Here is a 17,507-nt window from a genome sequence, read left to right on the forward strand (position 1 = left end):
CCCCACCTTCAGGAGCCCTCCTATGACGACTTCCCGCGACGACGCGTCCGCGCCCGGAGCACACACCCCTGTGGCCGCCGCCTCGGGACTCGTCCTCGTCGAGAAAGGTCTCTTCCGGCTCAGCGACCCGCAGGCAGGTCCTCTGCGGCCTGCGCCCGACCCCACCGAGGACACCCCCGTCACCACCGGCTCGGGCCCCGACCTCGCCCTCTTCCTCAGTGCTCTTGAGGATGCGGACGTGTGGGCCGTCCTCGAACTGTGGGCTGGTCCGGCACCGGAGCCGGAGGGCCCGTGGGAGGTACGGGTCTCGCACGTCGTCGAGGTGACGGGTCCTGACGTCGCCCTGGTCTCCGGGGTGTCCGCACTCGGAACGGAGTGCGTGCTCCCCGTCCCGGCCGGCGCCTACACCCTCGAAGCCCGCTGTCGCGGTCGCGCCGCCGCCCGGGAAGCCTTCCACACCTGGCTCGCCGCGGAGGACGACGACGCCGACTCCGAACCGCCCACGGGCCTCGAACACTGGCACCTGCGTCTGCACACGGCAGGCCCCGGCCCGCACCCGGAAATCGGCGAACCGCCCACCCGCTAGAGCTGGCGCAGATGGTCCCGCAGCGTGCGGGCCACATGTGACATGAGGGCGTCAGCGCCGGGCTGGACGCCGGCCGGGACCAGTGACTCGGTGAGCACGGCGATGCCGAAGGTCTGGCCGTCGGAGTGCTCGACGGTGCCGATCTCGTGGCGGAGGTTCAGAAGGGTGCCAGTCTTGGACGACCAGGTGGTGGCGTCGGAGCTGAAGTCCGGGGCGAGCCGGTGCCGCACCATGTTGTTGCGCATGAGGTCGCGTACGCGCTCGGCCACCTCCGCGGGGATCTTCGACGGTGTCCACAGCGCCTGAAGCAGTTCGACGAAGGCCCGTGCGCTGCCGGTGTTGGCCCGGGTGGTGTCGAGCTGCGGCACCCGGTGACCGCGCCCGCTGGTGCCCGCGTCGATGGCGAGCGAGTGGGCGAGATGTGCCTGTCCCGCGTCGAAGCGTTCCACCGGGGTGTCGGACAGCTCGCGCATGCTGTGCCGTACGGTGATGCCGCGCAGCCCCAGCTCGGCCATGATGCCGGCGACCTGCGAGGGCGGGGTGAGGCCGAAGAGCGCGTCGGAGGCCGTTCCGTCGCTCACGCAGGTGCTCAGGTAGAGCAGGTCGTCGATCGCGATCCGGGCGGGGTGGCGGAACCTGCTCAGCCCGGTGGGCCCCGGTGTGGTGATCCGGCCGGGCCGCACGTCGAGCGCGGTGGCTCCGTCCAGCTCACCCCGCCGGATGCGCTCCACCGTCGCCAGCGCGAGCGGGACCTTGACCAGGGAGGCGGACGGTAGCTGGGTGTCCGGCTCGATGCCCAGTTCCTCCCCCGTGTGCAGATCCCGCACGAGCAGGCAGCCGCGCAGACCGCCGTCGCGCAGTTGTCCGCGTATGTCGTGCAGCAGTGTCCCGGTGTTCATACCGCGGCCCCTCCCCCGGTGCCGATGCCGGTGCCGGTGCCGGTGCCCGCGGCTGCCGTCGTGTCGTCGTCCGCGCCGAGGCAGCGCGCGATGGCGTCGCCCAGGCGCCCTTCGATGTGCTGCGGGTTGCCCTCCGCCGCGGTGGCGAGGGCGAACCCGCGGCTGAGTGCGAGTTCGCCGACGGGCCGCCAGTGCAGGCCGAGTTCACCGGCCTGCGCGGGCGAGCACAGCAGCAGGTCGCCGCCGCACAGGACCTCGGCAGCGGCGGTCGTCAGATCGGCCGCGGCACCCAGTTGCGCGGGCCGGAGGCCCAACGCGTCGCGCAGCCGCGTCAGCGGGTCCCGGATGTGCGGCACATCGTCCTCCGGCTGGATCCAGATGCGGCGGGCGGGACCGCTGGATGCGCGGCCCACCCGCAGCGTCTCCAGATAGACCCGCCGCACGCCCGGCTCCCGGGAACCGGCGAGCCCCAGCGGCACGGACCACGTCGCGTCGTCCGCGGGCACCGCGAGCAGCGCGGCACGCACCTGCTGCGTGTGGACCAGCTCCATGCGCTGCGCCGGGGACGCGGCGCGGAGGTCGAGCGTGACCCCGTGGCCCCGCGCCTCGGCGACGAGGCGGGCGCGGCCGGCCGTCGAGCAGATGCCGGGGACCGCGAGCCGCCACGGTTTGCGCTTGGCCGCGTCCGCCTCGTGCAGCAGCACATCGGCCGCCTGCACGAGCTGCCTCGCGGCGGGCAGCATGTCCCGGCCGAAGGGGGTGAGGACGGCCCGTCGCGAGGTGCGCTCGAACAGCTGCTCACCGAAGTGCTCCTCCAGCGCGGCGACGCGACGGCTGGCCACCGGCTGCGACATCCGCACAGCGGCGGCGCCGACGGTGAAACTGCCCCGCTCGCTCACGCTGACGAACGCGCGACTCGCTCCCACCAGATCCATGACCGGAAGCCTATGACGAATCCGCATGGAACCGCGCATGAGCGTATTGGACCGCATGACGGGCGGGGGCGAGAGTGATCCCGGCACTCACGACCACCCGCCCGGGACGGTGCGGTGCCGCTCCGTCCCCGATGCGTCCTGCCCGTGTGCGGGACCGCCCTGGAGGTTTGGACCATGCAGTACAGGACCGTGCGGCACGCCCGTTTCCGGCGCTCCGTTCTCGGCGCGCTGGCCACGCTCGCCCTCGTCCCGCTCGTGGCCTGCGGCCAGGGCGACACCTCGGAATCGGGTCCGGGCTCGGAATCCGCCTCGTCGTCCGCGTCCTCGTCCGCTTTCGCGTCGAAGGGGTCGGACTCGGCCGTGAAGCCGTTCAGAGGCAAGTTCAAGAAGCTGGAGGGCACCTTCGACGCGCGGCTCGGCGTCTACGCCGTCGACACGGGCACCGGGCGCGAGGTGGCCTACAACGACGGTGAGCGGTTCCCCTTCGCCTCCACGTTCAAGGCGCTGGCCGCGGGCGCCGTGCTGCGCGAGCACTCGGACGAGGAGATGGAGAAGGTCGTCACGTACTCCAAGGACGACCTGATCGCCAACTCCCCCATCACCGAGAAGCACGTCGAGAGCGGGATGACCCTGCGCGAGCTGTGCGACGCCGCCGTCCGCTACAGCGACAACGCCGCCGCCAATCTGCTCTTCGACGCGCTCGGCGGGCCCAAGGGCCTGGACGCCGTCCTCGAGGAACTCGGCGACGACGTCACGCGCATGGAGCGCCCCGAGCCCGACCTGAGCCGCTGGACGCCGGGCTCGACGAAGGACACGAGCACGCCGCGCGCGATGGCCGAGAACCTGCGCACGTTCGTCCTCGGCGACGTCCTGGACAAGGGCGACCGCGCGCAGCTCACGAAGTGGCTGCGCACCAACACCACCGGGGACGAACTCATCAGGGCCGGGGTGCCGAAGGGCTGGGTGGTCGGCGACAAGACCGGCAGCGGCAGCGGCTACGGGGCCCGCAACGACATCGCCGTGGTGTGGCCCGAGGACTCGGCGCCGATCGTCATGGCGGTGATGTCGAACCGCGACAAGGAGAGCGACGGGTTCGACAACAAGCTCATCGCGGAAGCGGCGACCGTGGTCACCGACTCGCTCTCGTGACGTGGCACACGCGCGGTCGGCGCGCGAGGTCACCACGCGGGATCAGGACCCGCTACGGGCGGTGTGCCCGCCCCCTGCCACTCGGCGAAGGGGGACGGGCACACCTCTCTCACGTCTCGTCGCTGACCTCGATGGCGGCCGCGGGGCAGACGGCCGCGGCCTCACGGACCGTGTCGTGCTGGTCCGAGGCGGGTTCGGGCTCCAGCAGGACGACGATGCCGTCGTCGTCACGCTGGTCGAACACCTCGGGGGCGATCAGCACACACTGGCCGGCGCCGCAGCACTTGCCCTCGTCCACGGTGACCTTCATACGGTCTCCTTTCTCGGGGTCTCGGGGTCTCGGGGTCTCGGGGTGGGGATGGGGATGGAAGTGGGAGAGAAAACGTCCGGCGCGCAACCGGCTCCGCAGCGGGGAGACGACCACCGCATGGACACCGGTCACCACACCGTCACCACCGCACGGGCACCTTGCGCAGGCCGCCGACGAGCAGCCCCTCCACGCGCTCCAACTCCTCGATGGGCGCGGCCAGTTCGAGCGTGGGGAGCCTGCGCAGCAGCGTCTCCAGGACGACCTGGAGCTCGGTGCGGGCGAGCGCCTGCCCCAGACACGAGTGCGGTCCGGCCCCGAAGGTGAGGTGGGGGTTGGGGGTGCGACCCAGGTCCATCTCGTCGGCGCCGTCGAACACGTCCTCGTCACGGTTTGCGGCGGGCATGCTACAGATCACGGTGGTGCCCTGCGGCAGCACTTCCCCGCCGACCTCGACGTCCTCCGTCAGATAGCGCCGCAGCCCGAACCCGAGGTTGGCGTCAAACCGCAGGGACTCCTCCACCGCGTTGCGCACCAGCGACGGGTCGGCCAGCAGCCGCTCCCACCGGGTGCGGTCGGCCAGCAGCATGGAGACCATCTTGCCGATCATGTTGGCGGTGGTCTCGTGCCCGGCGACGAGCAGCGCCATCCCGGTGGCCAGCAGTTCCTCGTCGGACAGTCCCTGGCCCTCGCCCTCGCTCTCCTTGATCAGGGTGCTGAGGACGTCCTCTGCGGGGTCGGCACGCTTGTCGGCGATGTGCCCGGACATGTACTGGATGAACTCGATCTGCGCCGCGTCCGTCTCCTCCTTGGTGAAGCGGGTGAGGTTGAGGAACGCGTCGGACCAGTGCGAGAAGCGGTCACGGTCGGCGGCGGGCACACCCAGCATGTCGCAGATGACGTACACGGGCAGCGGGAAGCCCACACTGGCCTTGAGGTCTCCGGGCGCGCCCTGCTCGACCATGTCGTCGATGAGCTGTTCGGCGATCGCGGTCATCGAGGGGCGCAGCGCGGCCATGCGCTTGGCGGTGAACCACTTCCCCACCGCGCGGCGCCACCGCTGGTGGGGCTCGCCCTTGTCGGGCACGGTCAGCGACGAGCCATTGGCGGCGACGGAACCGGCGCCCTCGGGGGCGACACGTGCCGCGTCGTCGTTGACGGCGGGGCGGGAGAAGCGGGGGTCGGCCAGCATGCTCCTGACGTGCTCGTGCCGGGTCAGCAGCGTGGCATGGTCACCGCTGGGCAGTTCGACGGTGGCCACGGGGCACTGCTGCCGCAGCCGTTCCCATTCGGCCGGGGGGTCCAACGGGCCTTCGTAGGGCAGCGGGTAGCGCACGGTCTGCTGGTTCTGACTCATGTGACATCTCCCTGGGGTGGTGTTTTCGCTGGACGGAAGGCGCCCCCCGTAGACGCCTGACTGGTGCGGATGCGGCGGCCCGGGCCCGTCGGCCAGGGTGCAGCCCGTGGACGAAGGTGTGGTCTGTGGACGAAGGTGCGGCCCGTGCCGCCGGGTGCCCCTCATCCGGCCGGTGAGGGGGCGGTCTCGGCCGCGGTGCCGGTACCGGTGCCGGTGTCGGCGTCGCTCGGCGCGGCCGGGAGTAGCGCTGTGCGGCGCGGGATCGCCAGCGTGAGGAGGGCCGCCAGCACGGCGACGGCCGCGCTGATGACGAAGGCGACCCGGAAACCGTCCTGAGTGGGCACGGTGTAGCCGCCGACGGTCGTGCTCATCTGGGCGAGGACGACGCCGACGATGGCGCTGGAGACCGAGATCCCCACGGACCGCGTGAGGGAGTTGAAGCCGTTGGCCGCCGCGGTCTCGGAGCGTGGCACGGCCGCCATGATGATCGCGGGCATCGCTCCGTAGGCGAAGGCGACACCGACGCTGATGACGCAGCAGAAGACCAGGATGCCGGGGGCACTGTCCATCAGGGGCAGCGCCAGCGCGTAGCCGAGGGCGATGATCAGGGCTCCGGTCAGCAGCGAGGCACGGGGCCCGGAGTGTGCCGAGAGCTTCGCGCCGAGCGGCGAGAAGGCCATCATCACGAGTCCGGCGGGCGCCATCCACAGCCCCGCCGCGAGCATGGACTGGCCCAGCCCGTAACCGAGTGCCTCGGGAAGCTGGAGGAGCTGAGGGGCGATCAGGGACTGCGCGTACATCGCGAATCCGACGACGACGGAGGCGGTGTTGGTGAGCAGGACCGGACGGCGCGCTGTGGTGCGCAGGTCGACCAGCGGGTCGTCGGTGCGCAGCTCGAACCAGCCCCAGCCGAGGAGCACGACGGCCGAGGCGCCGAAGAGACCGAGGGTGGTGCCGCTGCCCCAGCCCCATTCGGCCCCCTTGGAGACCGCCAGCAGCAGGCAGACCAGACCGGCGGCGAGGCCCACGGCACCCGGCACGTCGAAGCGGCCCCGTGCGACCGGGGGCACATGCGGGACGCGGAGGGCGACGGCGAGGCCGGCCAGCGCGCTGACACCGGCCGAGCCCCAGAAGAGCACGTGCCAGTCGGTGTTCTGCGCGATGGCGGCCGAGAGCGGCAGCCCGAGGGCGCCGCCGATCCCCAGCGACGAACTCATCAACGCCACGGACGTGCCCATGCGTTCGGGCGCGACGACGTCCCGCATGGTGCTGATGCCGAGCGGGACGATGCCCATGCCGATCCCCTGGAGGGCCCGGCCGATCACCATCGGGACCAGCGTGTCGGACACGGCACACACCAGGGAACCGGCGACGAGCAGGCCGACGCAGATCAGCAGCAGGCGCCGTTTGCCGTGCAGATCGCCCAGGCGTCCGATGACGGGGGTGGCGACGGCTCCGGTGAGGAGGGTCGCGGTGATCACCCAGGAGGCGTTGGCGCTCGACGTGTGCAGCAGTCGGGGCAGTTCGCCGATCAGCGGGACCACGAGGGTCTGCATCAGAGAGGCCACGATGCCGGCTCCGGCCAGCACGGCCACTATCGCTCCGGAACGCGCCGGGGGCGCGGAAGCTGTCATGAAGTGCACGCTACAGAGAAAGTGCACCATGCACAAAGAGTGCAGGATGCTCTCCTTGAGCATTCTGCACTTTGACGTACTGTGCAGGGGTACAGCCGCGTGACCGGAGGCGATCGGCATGGATGCGAAGCAGGCGAGTGAGCACATCGAGCGGGAGATGCTGATCCTGATGCGGCATCGCGAGATGACCTCACCGCGCCGCACCCGCGGGGGCGATGCCCTGGACCGCAGCGCCTATGTGCTGCTCAGCAGGCTGGAGGTCCAGGGGCCCATGTCGATCGCGGACTTCGTCGACGCCTTCGGGCTGGCCGCCTCCACCTTCACCCGGCAGACCAACGCGCTGCTGCGCGCCGGGCTCGTGGAGCGGATGCTCGACCCGGAGGGCGGGGTGGCCCGCAAGTTCCGCGTCACACGCAAGGGCATGGAGCGCCTCGCCTCGGAGCGCGACGAGATCGTGACCGGGATGACCAAGGTGATCAGCGAGTGGCCGCCCGAGCGCCTGGCCAACTTCATCGCCGACCTCCAGCAGTTCAACACCGACATCGAACGCCTCACCGGCCGCCCCTGGCCGCGCTGAGCCCTCCGGCACACATAGATGTACGGCCACGTCCAGCCCCCTTTACTCCGCACCCGTCGGTGAAAGGCCCCGCAATGTCACGGAGCACCCTCGTCGTCATCGGTGCCGGAGGCATGGGACAGGCGGTGGCGCGGCGCATCGGCTCGAGGCACCGGCTCCTGCTGGCCGACCACGACACCGTCGCGCTCGACGCTGCGGCCGAGCGGCTGCGCGCTGAGGGGTACGAGGTGGCCACCCAGCCCGTCGACGTCTCCTCGCGCGAGGCGGTACACGCCCTCGCCGAGCGGGCCGCCGCGCTGGGCCCCGTCACCCGCCTCGTGCACACCGCGGGCCTCTCCCCCGTCCAGGCCGACGTCAGGGCCGTGCTCGCCGTCGATCTGCTCGGGGTGGCCCTGGTGGTGGAGGAGTTCACGGAGGTCGTCCAGCCCGGCGGGGCCGGTGTCGTGATCGCCAGCATGGCCGGGTACAACTACACCGCCGCGCTCTCCCCCGAGCAGGAGACCGCACTCGCCACCACCCCGGCCGACGAGCTGCTGGGGCTGCCCTTCGCCGCCGAGGACACTTTCGCGCACAGCGGCGCCGCCTACTCCTTCGCCAAGCGCGCCAACCAGCTGCGCATGCGGCACGCCAGCGTCACCTGGGGTGCCAGGGGTGCCCGTATCAACTCCGTCAGCCCGGGCATCATCGCGACTCCCATGGGACAGGCGGAACTCGACAACAGCAGCTCGGGCCGGTACATGCGGGCAGCGCTGGAAGGGTCCAACGCGGGCCGCCTCGGCACTCCCGAGGACATCGCCCACGCCGTCGACTTCCTCCTCGGCCCCGCCGCCGGGTTCATCTCCGGCACCGATCTCCTCGTCGACGGAGGAGTCACCGCCGCCACCCAGGCGGGCCACATCGCCTTCACCTGACCACGGCACGTCCGGCTTCGTCGCACGCTGAGGGGACGCGACGGAGCCGGGCCGACGCACGTCGGATCGACGCACCCCGGATCGACGCGCCCAGCCCGGCGCCGCTCAGTCCGACACCATGTGGAGGAGCGCCGTGCCGTCCTCGCCGCCTGCCATCTGGAGCACCACGGCGTCGGGCTGCGCGCTCGGCGGGTCGTCCCCCACTCCGCCGCACGAGTTGCCGGAGCCGTTCTCGCGGAGGACGGTGATGCAGCCCTGTCCCTTGCCGCTGGCCCCGCCCTCGGAACGGCCGCTGCCCGACTTCACCGTGTACTCGACCTTGTTCGGGCCGACCTCGGTCACGTTCAGCGTCGCCGGGCCGTCAGGCCCCTTGAAGGGGATCTTCACCGGATCGGACACCGCCACCTCGCAGTCGCCGTCCGCGCAGGCGCCGGTGTCCCGTCCGTCCGCCGCCGAGACCGAGGGCTTCGGCGAGGCGGTGCGCTCCGCCGACGGGCTCTCCGAGGAGCGGGCCGGACCGGACTCCGATCCACGCCCCTCGTCCGAGGGTGCCCCGTCTGACTGCCCGGAGCCACCACAGCCGAGCGCCGTCACGGCGGTCAGCACCACCAGCACCGCGCCCGCTCCCAGCCGACGCGTACGCGCTCCGCGCGTCTCACACCCTCCGCGTGCCGATGTCGTCGCGGCCATGCTGCTCCCCGGGTCCGGCGTGCCTCTGTCCGTGCACTGTCCGGTGGCGAGCATTCCCCCGTCCCCCTCTTCCACTCCTGTCCCGGTACGGGGCACGCGGTATGGCGGTACGCCGATCGCACGGCCGGGCACGGGTGCCGCGGCCCTGCCGTGACACGGCGTTCAGGACCGGTTGCCCCCGGCGCGGCGTACCGACCCGATGCGCGGTCCGTCGAGCCCGCTGTCCGCGAACTTCCGGGCCACGGCGCGCAGGACACCTCCCATGGCCTGCGCCGTGGGAGTCACGGCACGTGACCTGGCGCGGGCCAGCAGCACGCGGCGTACGGGAGCCGGTGTGTCGCCGCCCAGTGGCAGCAGCCGCACGTCGCTGCGGCGGCTGGTGAGCGCAAGGCGCGGGGCCAGGGCGATGCCGAGCCCGGCGGCGACCATGGCCTGTGCCTCCTGGTAGTCGTGCGACTCGTAGGCGATGCGCGGCTCGAACCCGGCCTGGTGGCAACTGCGGCGCAGGACGTCGGCGACGGGGTGGTTGTCGGCCCTGATGATCCACTCCGCCTCGGCCAGCTCTTCGAGAGCGACCCGCGGGTGTCCGAGCAGGGGTGAGTCGGCGGGCACGACGAGCACGGTGGGGTCGTCGAGAAGGTGGGTGAGGGCGAGCGCGTCGTCGTCGATCCGGTTCCACTCGTACTGCCACAGCAGGGCCGTCTCCACCTCGCCCGTGTGCAGCATCTCCTGCAACCTGGCCAGGACCCCGGCCCGTACGACGGTCCGCACACCGGGGTGGCGCCGCCGGAACCGGGTCAGCGCCGGAGGCAGCAGCGAAGCACTCGCCGTGGGGAAGGAACCCAGCCGCAGTGTGCCCCGTTCGACGTGTGCGAAGGCGTCCAAGTCGCCCTCGGCGGCGCGCAGTTCGCGCCGGATGACCCGGCCGCGCTCGGCCAGTGCCTCACCCGCCGCCGTCGTCCGCACACCGCGCGGCAACCGTTCGATCAGCGGCTGCCCCGACTCGCGCTCGAAGAGGGACATCTGCTGCGAGGCGGCGGACGTCGTCATGCCCATCGCCTCGGCGGCAGCGGTCAGCGAGCCGCGCTCGGCGGCCTCCGTCAGCAGCAGCAGTCGACGCACGTTCAGCACACCGCGAGTTTAGCTGACCTAAACCCACCTGAAGAAAGCAGCCATTGTGCCCAACCCGTGCCTCTGCGAGGGTCGTCGCACCGTCCGGCACTTCACCCGGGCGACACACCCGCGTAACCCGCGCTCACCGCGCAGCACAGGAAGAACTCTGCACACGTGCACACTCCCGCGACTCTGGTACGTGGCGGCACCAGCAAGTGCTGGCTGTTCAGCCAGGTTCACGTCCCCACCGACCGCACCGCCCTGGAACAGATCCTGGTGGGCGCCTACGGTTCCGCCGACCCGGTCGAACTGGACGGTGTGGGCGGAGCCACCCCGACCACCTCCAAGGCGGCGGTCGTCTCCGTGTCCCCCGCTGACGGGATCGACGTCGACTACCTCTTCGCGCAGGTCGGCATCGGCACCGGCACCGTGGAGTGGGGCAGCAACTGCGGCAACTGCGCGACGGGTGTCGCCCTGTACGCGGTCGCCAAGGGGCTGGTGCCCCTCGCCGGCGACCGGACACGTGTCGTCATGCGCAACACCAACACCGGCGCCGTGCTCGAAGGCATCGTGGACACCACCGGCGGCCGGGTCAGGGAGTTCGGCGAACAGACGGTGCCCGGCACCCGGGCCGGTGGCGTCGCGGTCGGCCTCACCTTCCTGCGCCCTGCCGGACGCTCGACGGGCGCCCTCCTGCCCACCGGCTCGGCGGCCCAGTACCTGACGGTGGACGGCATCGCGGGCGCCACCACGAGTGCCACCATGGGCGCCACCACCGCCCCACGGGTCAGCATGGTCGACGCGGGCGCACCCGTCGTCCTCGTCGACGCCGAACGGGCCGGGCGCACCGGGGCCGAGACCCTTGAGCAGGTGCGCGATGACGTGCCGTGGCTGCGCGCCGTGCGGCACACCGCCGCACCCCTGATGGGTCTCGTCGCGCCGGGCGGGGAGCCGGGTGACGCGGTCCCGAAGGTCGGCCTGGTGGGCCCTCCAGCCCCCTACGTCACCACGCTCGGGGAACACGTAAGCGCGCGGGACTACGACCTCTCGGTGCGCATGCTCTCGATGAACTCCCCGCATCCTGTCATCGGTCTCACCTCCGCCGTCGCCGTGGCCGCCGCGGCCCGTATCGACGGTTCCGTGGTCGCCGACGCCGCCACCGCACACGGTGGCGAGCACGACGACGAGCACGGTGGCGAATGGCTGCGCATCGGCACCCCCGCAGGTGTCGTCGCGGTCCGCTGCACGGGCGGCACCCCGCACCACCCCGAGCGGGTCACCGTCCAGCGCGCGGCACGCATCCTCGCCGACGCCCGCATCTACGTACCCGAGCACGGAGCGGTCACCGCCGCCTGATTCGTAAATAGATCGCGTCCAAGGTCGAGAAGCCCGATCCGCCTTCGATTTACAGGCCAACAGGGTGGGGCTCGGCCTCCGGACTACTGACCCCGTCCTGACCCCGTCCCGACCCTGTGCCGACGAGGCACCCCCGCCCGCCCCCTTCCGCTCCGAGGACAATGATGTCTGCTGAAGTGATCTCCATAGGCGCACTGCTCGTGATGTTCGTCGTCGGCACCGTGTTGCCGATCAACCTCGGCATCCTCGCGTTCGTCGCCACCTTCGCCGTCGGTACCGCCTCCCTGGGCCTCACCGAGGACGAGATCTTCGAGGGTTTCCCCGCCGACCTCTTCGTCACCATCGTCGGCGTCACGTATCTGTTCTCCATCGCGCGGCGCAACGGCACCATCGATCTGCTCGTCGCGGCGGGGGTCCGGCTGGTGGGCGGCAGGATCGCGCTGCTCCCCTGGGTGCTGTTCCTCGTCGCGGCCCTGCTGACGGCCTTCGGCACCTTCACCCCGGCCGCCGTGGCGATCCTCGTGCCGATCGGCATGAACTTCGCCCACCGCTACGGCATCAACCCGCTCGTGACCGGGATGATGGTGATCAGCGGGGCCCACGCGGGCGCGTTCTCCCCCATCGCCGTCTCGGGCGCGCTCGTCCTCGGCATGGTCGACGACTCCCAGCTCCACGTGGCACCCGTGACCCTCTTCGCCGCCAGCTTCGTGATCAACTTCGCGCTGTCGCTGCTGACGTTCCTGCTGCTGCGCAACCGGCCCGCGCCCCTCGCCGAGGCGTCCGACGAGCAGTCCGAAGCGAGTGCCCCCGAGCCCACCGGCGCCCCCGACTGGCGCCAGTGGCTCACCCTCGCCTGCCTCGTGGCCCTCGTCGTCGGCGCGCTCGTGTTCCAGTTGGAGATCGGGTTCCTCGCGCTCGGCGCCGGTGCGCTGCTCACCCTCGTCGACATGAAGCGCCAGGAGAAGGCCGTCGAGGGCATCAGCTGGTCCACGATGCTGCTGGTCGCGGGCATGATGACGTACATCGCGATGCTGGAGAAGGCCGGGGTGATCGAGGAGATCTCGGAGCACGCGGCCAGGATCGGGGTCCCCGTAGTGGTGGCCCTGCTGCTCTGCTTCACCGTGGCGGTCACCTCGGCGTTCGCCTCGTCCACCGCGATCCTCACCGCCATCATCCCGATCGCGGTGCCCCTGCTCATCTCCAGCAACCTCAGCGCCGCTGGACTCGTCGCCGCGCTGGCGGTGTGCGCGACGATCGTGGACACCTCCCCGTTCTCCACCAACGGAGCCCTCGTCCTGAGCAACGCCCGCGGTGTCGACAGCCGCCGCTTCTACCGGCAGGTCATCAGCTATACGGGCGGCATCGTCACCCTCGGCCCGATCGTGGCCTGGGGCGCGCTGGTGCTCCCCTGGTCATGACCGGGCCCGAGTGGTCGAGGCACAGAAAGTGCCGCTGAGATCAATCTTGCTCGCGTCCGCCTGCCGCGAGGGCGCTTCGGGCAGGCGGACCATCGGCTACCGGTGCGCGGCCAGGAACGGCAGGACCACGTCGGCCATCTCGTCGGGCACCTCCTCCGCGAGGTCGTGGCCCGCGTCGAAGACGTGTCCTGTGACGTCGTGGGCCACGAGCCGCGCCTGCTCCGCGTTGCGTTCACCGATGAAGGCCGAACCGCCGAGCGCCAAGACGGGGATGTCCAGCTTCTTGCGGGCGGCCTGCCGGTTCTGTTCGGCGTCGGTGAGCATCGCCCGGTAGACGGCGAGCATCGCGCGGATGCCGCCGGGCATGGAGTAGCAGCGCACGTACTCCTCGATGGCGTCGGGGGTGGCGGTGTCGGGGCGGCTGCGCTCGTTCTTGATCATGTAGGTGATCAGTTCGCGTTCGTGCCCGGCGATCAGCATCTCCGGGACGTCGGGCTGGAAGTAGAAGCCCAGGTGCCACAGGTGCATTCCGCTGGAGACGTTCTCGGGGGTGAGGGCGGTGTGGTCCTCGAAGCCGAAGCCGGGGAACAGGGCTTCGGTGAAGACCAGGGAGGTGGCGTGGTCGCGGTGGCGGGCGGCGAGCTGGTAGCCGATCACCGCGCCCCAGTCCTCGCCGATCACGGCGTAGGTCTCGTGCCCGAGGCGGGTCATCAGCTCGGCGATGTCGTCGCTCATCGTCGCGGAGTCGTAGCCGTCCGCGGGACGGGCGGAGTCGCCGAGACCGCGCAGGTCCGGCACGACGACGGTGTAGTGGGGCGTCAGCTTCGGGACGAGGTGGCGCCAGTGGTAGCCGGTCTTGGGCACGCCGTGCAGCAGCACCACCGCGGGCCCTGACCCGCCCGTCCGGTAGTGCAGGCTCGTTCCGTTGACAGCGACACGGCCCGTGCGCAGGGGCGTTGCGGTGTGGTCGTACATCATGACGGGGCACTCCATTTCTTTATCGAACGTTACAGATTCGGGGCATGAGAAACACCGGTCGACTCAGGACCGCGAGGACCCCTCAGTCGAGAGCGGCCAACGCGACCTCCACGAGGGGTTCGAGAGCCGGCAGGTCCGGTGTGACCTTGGCGGAGACCAGCAGCCCGTTGAGGAAGGTGACCAGGAACGCGGCGACCGTGTGCGGGTCGTGCCGCGCCGCGATCTCGCCCCGGTCCATCGCGGCCCACAGCACCTCGGTCAACGCCTCCCTGGTGGCGTCCTGCATGTCGCGCACGGTACGCAGGGTCGCCGCATCCTCGGGCAGCCGCTCGCAGACGGCGTTGACCGCCAGGCAGCCCTGACCGCCGCGCTCGACGGCGATGCGGATCCGCTCCGTCAGCAGCGTACGGATCGCCGAGCGGGCGTCCGCCCCCTCCTCCAGACCGCGCAGCGCTGATGCCGCGAGAGTGGTGCGGTAGCGCTCCAGCGCGGCCCGGTACAGGCCGTCCTTGCCGCCGAACGCGGCATACAGGGAGCCCTGCCCGATCCCCAGACACTGGGTCAGATCGCGCACCGAGGTCGCCTCGTAGCCACGCGTCCAGAACAGCTCCATGGCGCGGCTCACCGCCGCCTCGGTGTCAAACTCACGCGTCCTCGCCATGCGCTCACCGTAGACTATCTGGAACGTACGATCAAGAAAGAGGTGCCCTTGTGCGCGCCCTCCTCATGTCCACGCTTGGTGTTTCCGAACTTGCTGTTTCCGAAATCGCGAACGCTACGCTGCGGGCACCAAGGAGGCGCGAGAGGAGACCGCGGTGCCCGGAGGCAGACTCACCCAGCACGAACGTCAGCAGATCGCACTGGGGGTGGCCGACGGACTCGCCTACGCGGAGATCGCCAGGCGCCTGAACCGCCCCACTTCGACGGTCACGCGCGAGGTGATGCGCAACGGCGGCCCGACCGCCTACCGCGCCGACCTCGCCCACCGCGCCACCGAACGCCGCGCCCACCGGCGCAGGCAGGCCACTCCCCGCAGCCCGCAAGCACCCGAGCAGGCCCACGGGCGCGACATCGAGGCCGTGCGCGAGTACGAGGAGATGTTCACCTCCGTCCTGGTGCAACAGGGCCTGCCCAGGATGACGGCCCGGGTGCTGACCTGCCTGTCCACCACCGACGCCGGCAGCCTCACCGCGTCCGAACTCGTCCAGCGCCTCCAGGTCAGCCCGGCGTCCATCTCCAAAGCGGTGGCGTTCCTCGAAGGCCAGGGCCTCATCCGCAGGGAACGCGACGAACGCCGCCGCGAGCGCTATCTCGTGGACGACGACATCTGGTACCAGTCGATGGTCGCCACCGTCCGGGACAACGCCAAGATCTCCGAGACCGCCCGGCAGGGTGTCGTCGTCCTCGGCCCCGACACTCCCGCCGGCCTCCGCCTGGAGAACATCGCCCGCTTCGTCGACTTCATAGGCGAGAGCATCGCCCGCGCCGCCGAGGAGGCCCGCGAGATCTTCTCCACGCGGCCCGAACCGGCCTCGGACGACACGGCTACGCCACGCCCGGAGCGCGAATAGCCACACGCAACGTCCGGAGCCCGAACAGGCGGCCGTCCCCCCACGCCCCCGTACCGCCGGATCAGCGGGCGCCCGCGTACTCGGGGAGGCCGAGTGCGGTGGTGGCCGCCCGCCGGTGGTCGTCGTCCAACAGGCCGGAGGGATTCCGCAGGGTCTCGTCGCGCAGAGCCAGTTCCTCGGCGGTGGAGGGCAGGAGGTGGGCGCCCCCGTCGGTGGCGAGCGCCTGGTTCAGCTCCACGAACCCCCGCGTCCGCTCCTCGTAGGCCGCGAAGGCCGCCGGGTGACCGTCATGGGAGGCCAGTTCACCGGCGAGGACATAGGCACCGACCAGCGCGAGGCTCGACCCCTGCCCCGAGAGGAACGACGGGGCGTGCGCCGCGTCACCGACGAGCGCGACGCGCCCAGCGGACCAGCCGGGCATGCGTATCTGGCTGACGACGTCGAAGAACAGGTCATCGGCAGCACGCATGGCGGCCACCATGCGCGGGATCTCCCACGCGTCCTCGGCGAAGACCGACGCGACGAGGTCCCGCTGCGCCGCGGGGTCGCGGAAGGCGTCGAGAGGCGCCTCAGTGCGGGCGAAGTCGAGAAAGGCGTGCACCTCGTCGCTCTCGCCGACGGCGTAGAGGATCGCGGCCCTGCCGGGGACGTTCCACACCAGGGCCTCGTGCGCGAGCCCGAAGTGATTGGGCATGGTGAACCCGGCGAAGCAGCTGCCGAGGTAGCGGTGGTACCGCTCCTCGGGGCCGAAGACCAGGCCCCTGGTGCGGGAGTGCAGCCCGTCGGCACCGATGACCAGGTCGAAGGTGCGGCGGTCACCGCCCTGGAACGTCACGTCCACACCGGCCTCGTGGTCCTGGAGAGTGTCGATGGAATCGCCGAAGAGGAACTCGACGTCATGGCGTACGGCTCCGTAGAGCGCGTCGGCGAGATCCCCGCGGCGCACTTCGATGTCCCGCCCCTCGACGCCACCGGTGATGTCCTCGGGCTTGACGGAGGCCACCGGGCCGCCGTCAGGCCCGAGGAAGGTGATCTTGCGGCTGTCGACGTGCGCGTCCTGGAGCCGGGGCAGCAGGCCCATGCGCGTGACCACGTCCAGCGCGGTGCCGCGGATGTCGATAGGATAGCCGCCCGCGCGTACCGCGTCGGCCTTCTCCACGACGGTGACCTCGAAGCCGTACCGGTGGAGCCAGTAGGCGAGCGCGGGTCCGGCGATGCTGGCGCCGGAGATCAGGACGGTGCGTCCTCGCTTGATACTCATGACCGCTCCTCCCCTGGTCAGGGCGGTGAGCCCCAACCAGATACGTAATTTAGGTATCTTTGTTGCGGGCGTGACGGACCCAGGCGTTATGGAGCATGGACGCCCGCACGCGACGAGAACAACTATATACCTAACTTAGGTATCCAACGAGGAGCGAGATGGATTCGCAGCAGCCGGACGACACGGCCGCCGCCGCACAGGACCACGCAGGGGACCACGCACGGGACGCCGCGCGCGAAGAGCGCGAGAGCGGGGACGAGGGAGGGGGCAAGGCGGATGTCATGGCCGTGCTCCCCCGGCTGACGCAGGTCAGCAACGTGCTCAACCGCGGCCGGCTGCTCGAACGCGCCATGGAGACCGCCGCGATCCACGTGGACCGTCCGGCGATGTCGGTGCTCCTCTCGCTGCACATGGCGGACGGGCCGCTGCGGGTCGGCGAGATCGCCGAGCGGATGAATGTCGTGGGCCCGCACATCACCCGCCAGGTCAACGAGCTGGAGCGGCGTGGCCTGGTCGTACGGGTCACCGATCCGCACGACCAGCGGGCCCGTCTCATCGAGGCGACCCCGGAGGGCGCGGCGGCGGCCGGCCGCTACATGAGCACCGTCATCGGATGGTTCACCGACGCCCTCGCGGACTGGCCCCAGCAGGACCGCCAGGACTTCGGCCGCCTCCTCGGCCGCTTCGCCGACGACCTCACGGCACACCTCGCGGCCCTCGACGAGCAGTCGGCCTCCGGCTGAGAGCCCGGCCAGCTCCGGCCCC

General features: G+C 71.1%; 18 protein-coding genes. 8 read left to right on the forward strand and 10 right to left on the reverse strand.

Features of this window, described 5'->3' with window-relative positions:
• Positions 1-22 precede the first annotated feature (22 nt).
• Positions 23-586 carry a hypothetical protein gene (locus tag ACYVOO_RS23470; protein ID WP_461017660.1) on the forward strand — a complete coding sequence of 188 codons (564 nt, stop codon included), beginning with the start codon at positions 23-25 and terminating at the stop codon, positions 584-586.
• Here ACYVOO_RS23470 and ACYVOO_RS23475 read toward each other — a convergent pair.
• Both ACYVOO_RS23475 and ACYVOO_RS23480 read right to left on the reverse strand, forming a co-directional pair.
• Positions 583-1,485 carry a serine hydrolase gene (locus tag ACYVOO_RS23475; RefSeq protein WP_461017661.1) on the reverse strand — a complete coding sequence of 301 codons (903 nt, stop codon included), beginning with the start codon at positions 1,483-1,485 and terminating at the stop codon, positions 583-585. The two genes, ACYVOO_RS23470 and ACYVOO_RS23475, sit on opposite strands and share 4 nt — an antisense overlap.
• Complete coding sequence (locus ACYVOO_RS23480) at positions 1,482-2,420, reverse strand: LysR family transcriptional regulator (RefSeq protein ID WP_461017662.1); 939 nt, start codon at positions 2,418-2,420, stop codon at positions 1,482-1,484. Before ACYVOO_RS23480 ends, ACYVOO_RS23475 begins: the two co-directional genes overlap by 4 nt.
• A 189-nt stretch (positions 2,421-2,609) precedes the next feature.
• Between ACYVOO_RS23480 and bla the strand changes: the two genes are divergently transcribed.
• Positions 2,610-3,569, forward strand: a complete 960-nt coding sequence (gene bla, locus ACYVOO_RS23485) for a class A beta-lactamase (protein ID WP_461018102.1) — start codon at positions 2,610-2,612, stop codon at positions 3,567-3,569.
• A gap of 109 nt (positions 3,570-3,678) precedes the next feature.
• Here bla and ACYVOO_RS23490 read toward each other — a convergent pair whose 3' ends face one another.
• The 3 genes from ACYVOO_RS23490 to ACYVOO_RS23500 form a co-directional block, all read right to left on the reverse strand.
• Positions 3,679-3,879, reverse strand: a complete 201-nt coding sequence (locus tag ACYVOO_RS23490) for a ferredoxin (RefSeq protein ID WP_453348025.1) — start codon at positions 3,877-3,879, stop codon at positions 3,679-3,681.
• A gap of 139 nt (positions 3,880-4,018) precedes the next feature.
• On the reverse strand, positions 4,019-5,233 hold the full coding sequence (locus ACYVOO_RS23495) for a cytochrome P450 (protein ID WP_461017663.1): 1,215 nt from the start codon (positions 5,231-5,233) through the stop codon (positions 4,019-4,021).
• A 161-nt stretch (positions 5,234-5,394) separates the two neighbouring features.
• Positions 5,395-6,867 carry an MFS transporter gene (locus tag ACYVOO_RS23500; protein WP_461017664.1) on the reverse strand — a complete coding sequence of 491 codons (1,473 nt, stop codon included), beginning with the start codon at positions 6,865-6,867 and terminating at the stop codon, positions 5,395-5,397.
• 118 nt (positions 6,868-6,985) lie between these two features.
• On the opposite strand from ACYVOO_RS23500, the gene ACYVOO_RS23505 reads away from it, so the two are divergent.
• The gene (locus tag ACYVOO_RS23505) at positions 6,986-7,444 is read left to right on the forward strand and encodes a MarR family winged helix-turn-helix transcriptional regulator (RefSeq protein WP_453348028.1); all 459 of its coding nucleotides are present in this window, start codon (positions 6,986-6,988) and stop codon (positions 7,442-7,444) included.
• Between the two features lie 74 nt (positions 7,445-7,518).
• A complete protein-coding gene (locus ACYVOO_RS23510) occupies positions 7,519-8,355 on the forward strand; it encodes an SDR family oxidoreductase (RefSeq protein ID WP_461017665.1) in 837 nt (278 codons plus the stop codon).
• Positions 8,356-8,460: 105 nt separating this feature from the next.
• On the opposite strand, the gene ACYVOO_RS23515 is transcribed toward ACYVOO_RS23510, so the two are convergent.
• The gene (locus tag ACYVOO_RS23515; protein ID WP_461017666.1) at positions 8,461-9,045 is read right to left on the reverse strand and encodes a hypothetical protein; all 585 of its coding nucleotides are present in this window, start codon (positions 9,043-9,045) and stop codon (positions 8,461-8,463) included.
• Between the two features lie 162 nt (positions 9,046-9,207).
• On the reverse strand, positions 9,208-10,176 hold the full coding sequence (locus tag ACYVOO_RS23520) for a LysR family transcriptional regulator (RefSeq protein ID WP_461017667.1): 969 nt from the start codon (positions 10,174-10,176) through the stop codon (positions 9,208-9,210).
• A 156-nt stretch (positions 10,177-10,332) separates the two neighbouring features.
• Between ACYVOO_RS23520 and ACYVOO_RS23525 the strand changes: the two genes are divergently transcribed.
• Together ACYVOO_RS23525 and ACYVOO_RS23530 are read left to right on the forward strand one after the other, a co-directional pair.
• Positions 10,333-11,514, forward strand: a complete 1,182-nt coding sequence (locus tag ACYVOO_RS23525) for a PrpF domain-containing protein (protein WP_461017668.1) — start codon at positions 10,333-10,335, stop codon at positions 11,512-11,514.
• A gap of 164 nt (positions 11,515-11,678) precedes the next feature.
• On the forward strand, positions 11,679-12,932 hold the full coding sequence (locus ACYVOO_RS23530) for an SLC13 family permease (protein WP_461017669.1): 1,254 nt from the start codon (positions 11,679-11,681) through the stop codon (positions 12,930-12,932).
• A gap of 96 nt (positions 12,933-13,028) precedes the next feature.
• On the opposite strand, the gene ACYVOO_RS23535 is transcribed toward ACYVOO_RS23530, so the two are convergent.
• Together ACYVOO_RS23535 and ACYVOO_RS23540 are read right to left on the reverse strand one after the other, a co-directional pair.
• Entirely contained in the window at positions 13,029-13,910 is an 882-nt protein-coding gene (locus tag ACYVOO_RS23535; protein WP_461017670.1) for an alpha/beta fold hydrolase, read from the reverse strand.
• A gap of 82 nt (positions 13,911-13,992) precedes the next feature.
• Positions 13,993-14,571: a TetR/AcrR family transcriptional regulator gene (locus tag ACYVOO_RS23540; protein WP_461017671.1), complete on the reverse strand. Its 579-nt coding sequence runs from the start codon at positions 14,569-14,571 to the stop codon at positions 13,993-13,995.
• A 154-nt stretch (positions 14,572-14,725) separates the two neighbouring features.
• Here ACYVOO_RS23540 and ACYVOO_RS23545 point away from each other — a divergent pair, with 154 nt between their 5' ends.
• Positions 14,726-15,481 (forward strand): helix-turn-helix domain-containing protein, encoded by a 756-nt coding sequence (locus ACYVOO_RS23545; protein WP_461017672.1) that lies wholly within the window; start codon positions 14,726-14,728, stop codon positions 15,479-15,481.
• Positions 15,482-15,542: 61 nt separating this feature from the next.
• Here the strand turns inward: ACYVOO_RS23545 and ACYVOO_RS23550 are convergent, their stop codons facing one another.
• Positions 15,543-16,742, reverse strand: a complete 1,200-nt coding sequence (locus tag ACYVOO_RS23550; RefSeq protein WP_461017673.1) for an FAD-dependent monooxygenase — start codon at positions 16,740-16,742, stop codon at positions 15,543-15,545.
• A 158-nt stretch (positions 16,743-16,900) separates the two neighbouring features.
• Between ACYVOO_RS23550 and ACYVOO_RS23555 the strand changes: the two genes are divergently transcribed.
• Complete coding sequence (locus ACYVOO_RS23555) at positions 16,901-17,485, forward strand: MarR family winged helix-turn-helix transcriptional regulator (RefSeq protein ID WP_461017674.1); 585 nt, start codon at positions 16,901-16,903, stop codon at positions 17,483-17,485.
• The last annotated feature ends 22 nt before the right edge of the window (positions 17,486-17,507 follow it).

The organism is Streptomyces daliensis, from assembly GCF_054782395.1.

What these genes read in the sequence shown, in the direction of transcription:
- ACYVOO_RS23470 (WP_461017660.1), top strand. Translation starts at nt 23, where the DNA reads ATGACGACTTCCCGCGACGACGCGTCCGCGCCCGGAGCACACACCCCT.
- ACYVOO_RS23475 (WP_461017661.1), bottom strand. Translation starts at nt 1,485, where the DNA reads ATGAACACCGGGACACTGCTGCACGACATACGCGGACAACTGCGCGAC.
- ACYVOO_RS23480 (WP_461017662.1), bottom strand. Translation starts at nt 2,420, where the DNA reads ATGGATCTGGTGGGAGCGAGTCGCGCGTTCGTCAGCGTGAGCGAGCGG.
- ACYVOO_RS23490 (WP_453348025.1), bottom strand. Translation starts at nt 3,879, where the DNA reads ATGAAGGTCACCGTGGACGAGGGCAAGTGCTGCGGCGCCGGCCAGTGT.
- ACYVOO_RS23495 (WP_461017663.1), bottom strand. Translation starts at nt 5,233, where the DNA reads ATGAGTCAGAACCAGCAGACCGTGCGCTACCCGCTGCCCTACGAAGGC.
- ACYVOO_RS23500 (WP_461017664.1), bottom strand. Translation starts at nt 6,867, where the DNA reads ATGACAGCTTCCGCGCCCCCGGCGCGTTCCGGAGCGATAGTGGCCGTG.
- ACYVOO_RS23505 (WP_453348028.1), top strand. Translation starts at nt 6,986, where the DNA reads ATGGATGCGAAGCAGGCGAGTGAGCACATCGAGCGGGAGATGCTGATC.
- ACYVOO_RS23510 (WP_461017665.1), top strand. Translation starts at nt 7,519, where the DNA reads ATGTCACGGAGCACCCTCGTCGTCATCGGTGCCGGAGGCATGGGACAG.
- ACYVOO_RS23515 (WP_461017666.1), bottom strand. Translation starts at nt 9,045, where the DNA reads ATGGCCGCGACGACATCGGCACGCGGAGGGTGTGAGACGCGCGGAGCG.
- ACYVOO_RS23530 (WP_461017669.1), top strand. Translation starts at nt 11,679, where the DNA reads ATGTCTGCTGAAGTGATCTCCATAGGCGCACTGCTCGTGATGTTCGTC.
- ACYVOO_RS23535 (WP_461017670.1), bottom strand. Translation starts at nt 13,910, where the DNA reads ATGATGTACGACCACACCGCAACGCCCCTGCGCACGGGCCGTGTCGCT.
- ACYVOO_RS23540 (WP_461017671.1), bottom strand. Translation starts at nt 14,571, where the DNA reads ATGGCGAGGACGCGTGAGTTTGACACCGAGGCGGCGGTGAGCCGCGCC.
- ACYVOO_RS23550 (WP_461017673.1), bottom strand. Translation starts at nt 16,742, where the DNA reads ATGAGTATCAAGCGAGGACGCACCGTCCTGATCTCCGGCGCCAGCATC.
- ACYVOO_RS23555 (WP_461017674.1), top strand. Translation starts at nt 16,901, where the DNA reads ATGGATTCGCAGCAGCCGGACGACACGGCCGCCGCCGCACAGGACCAC.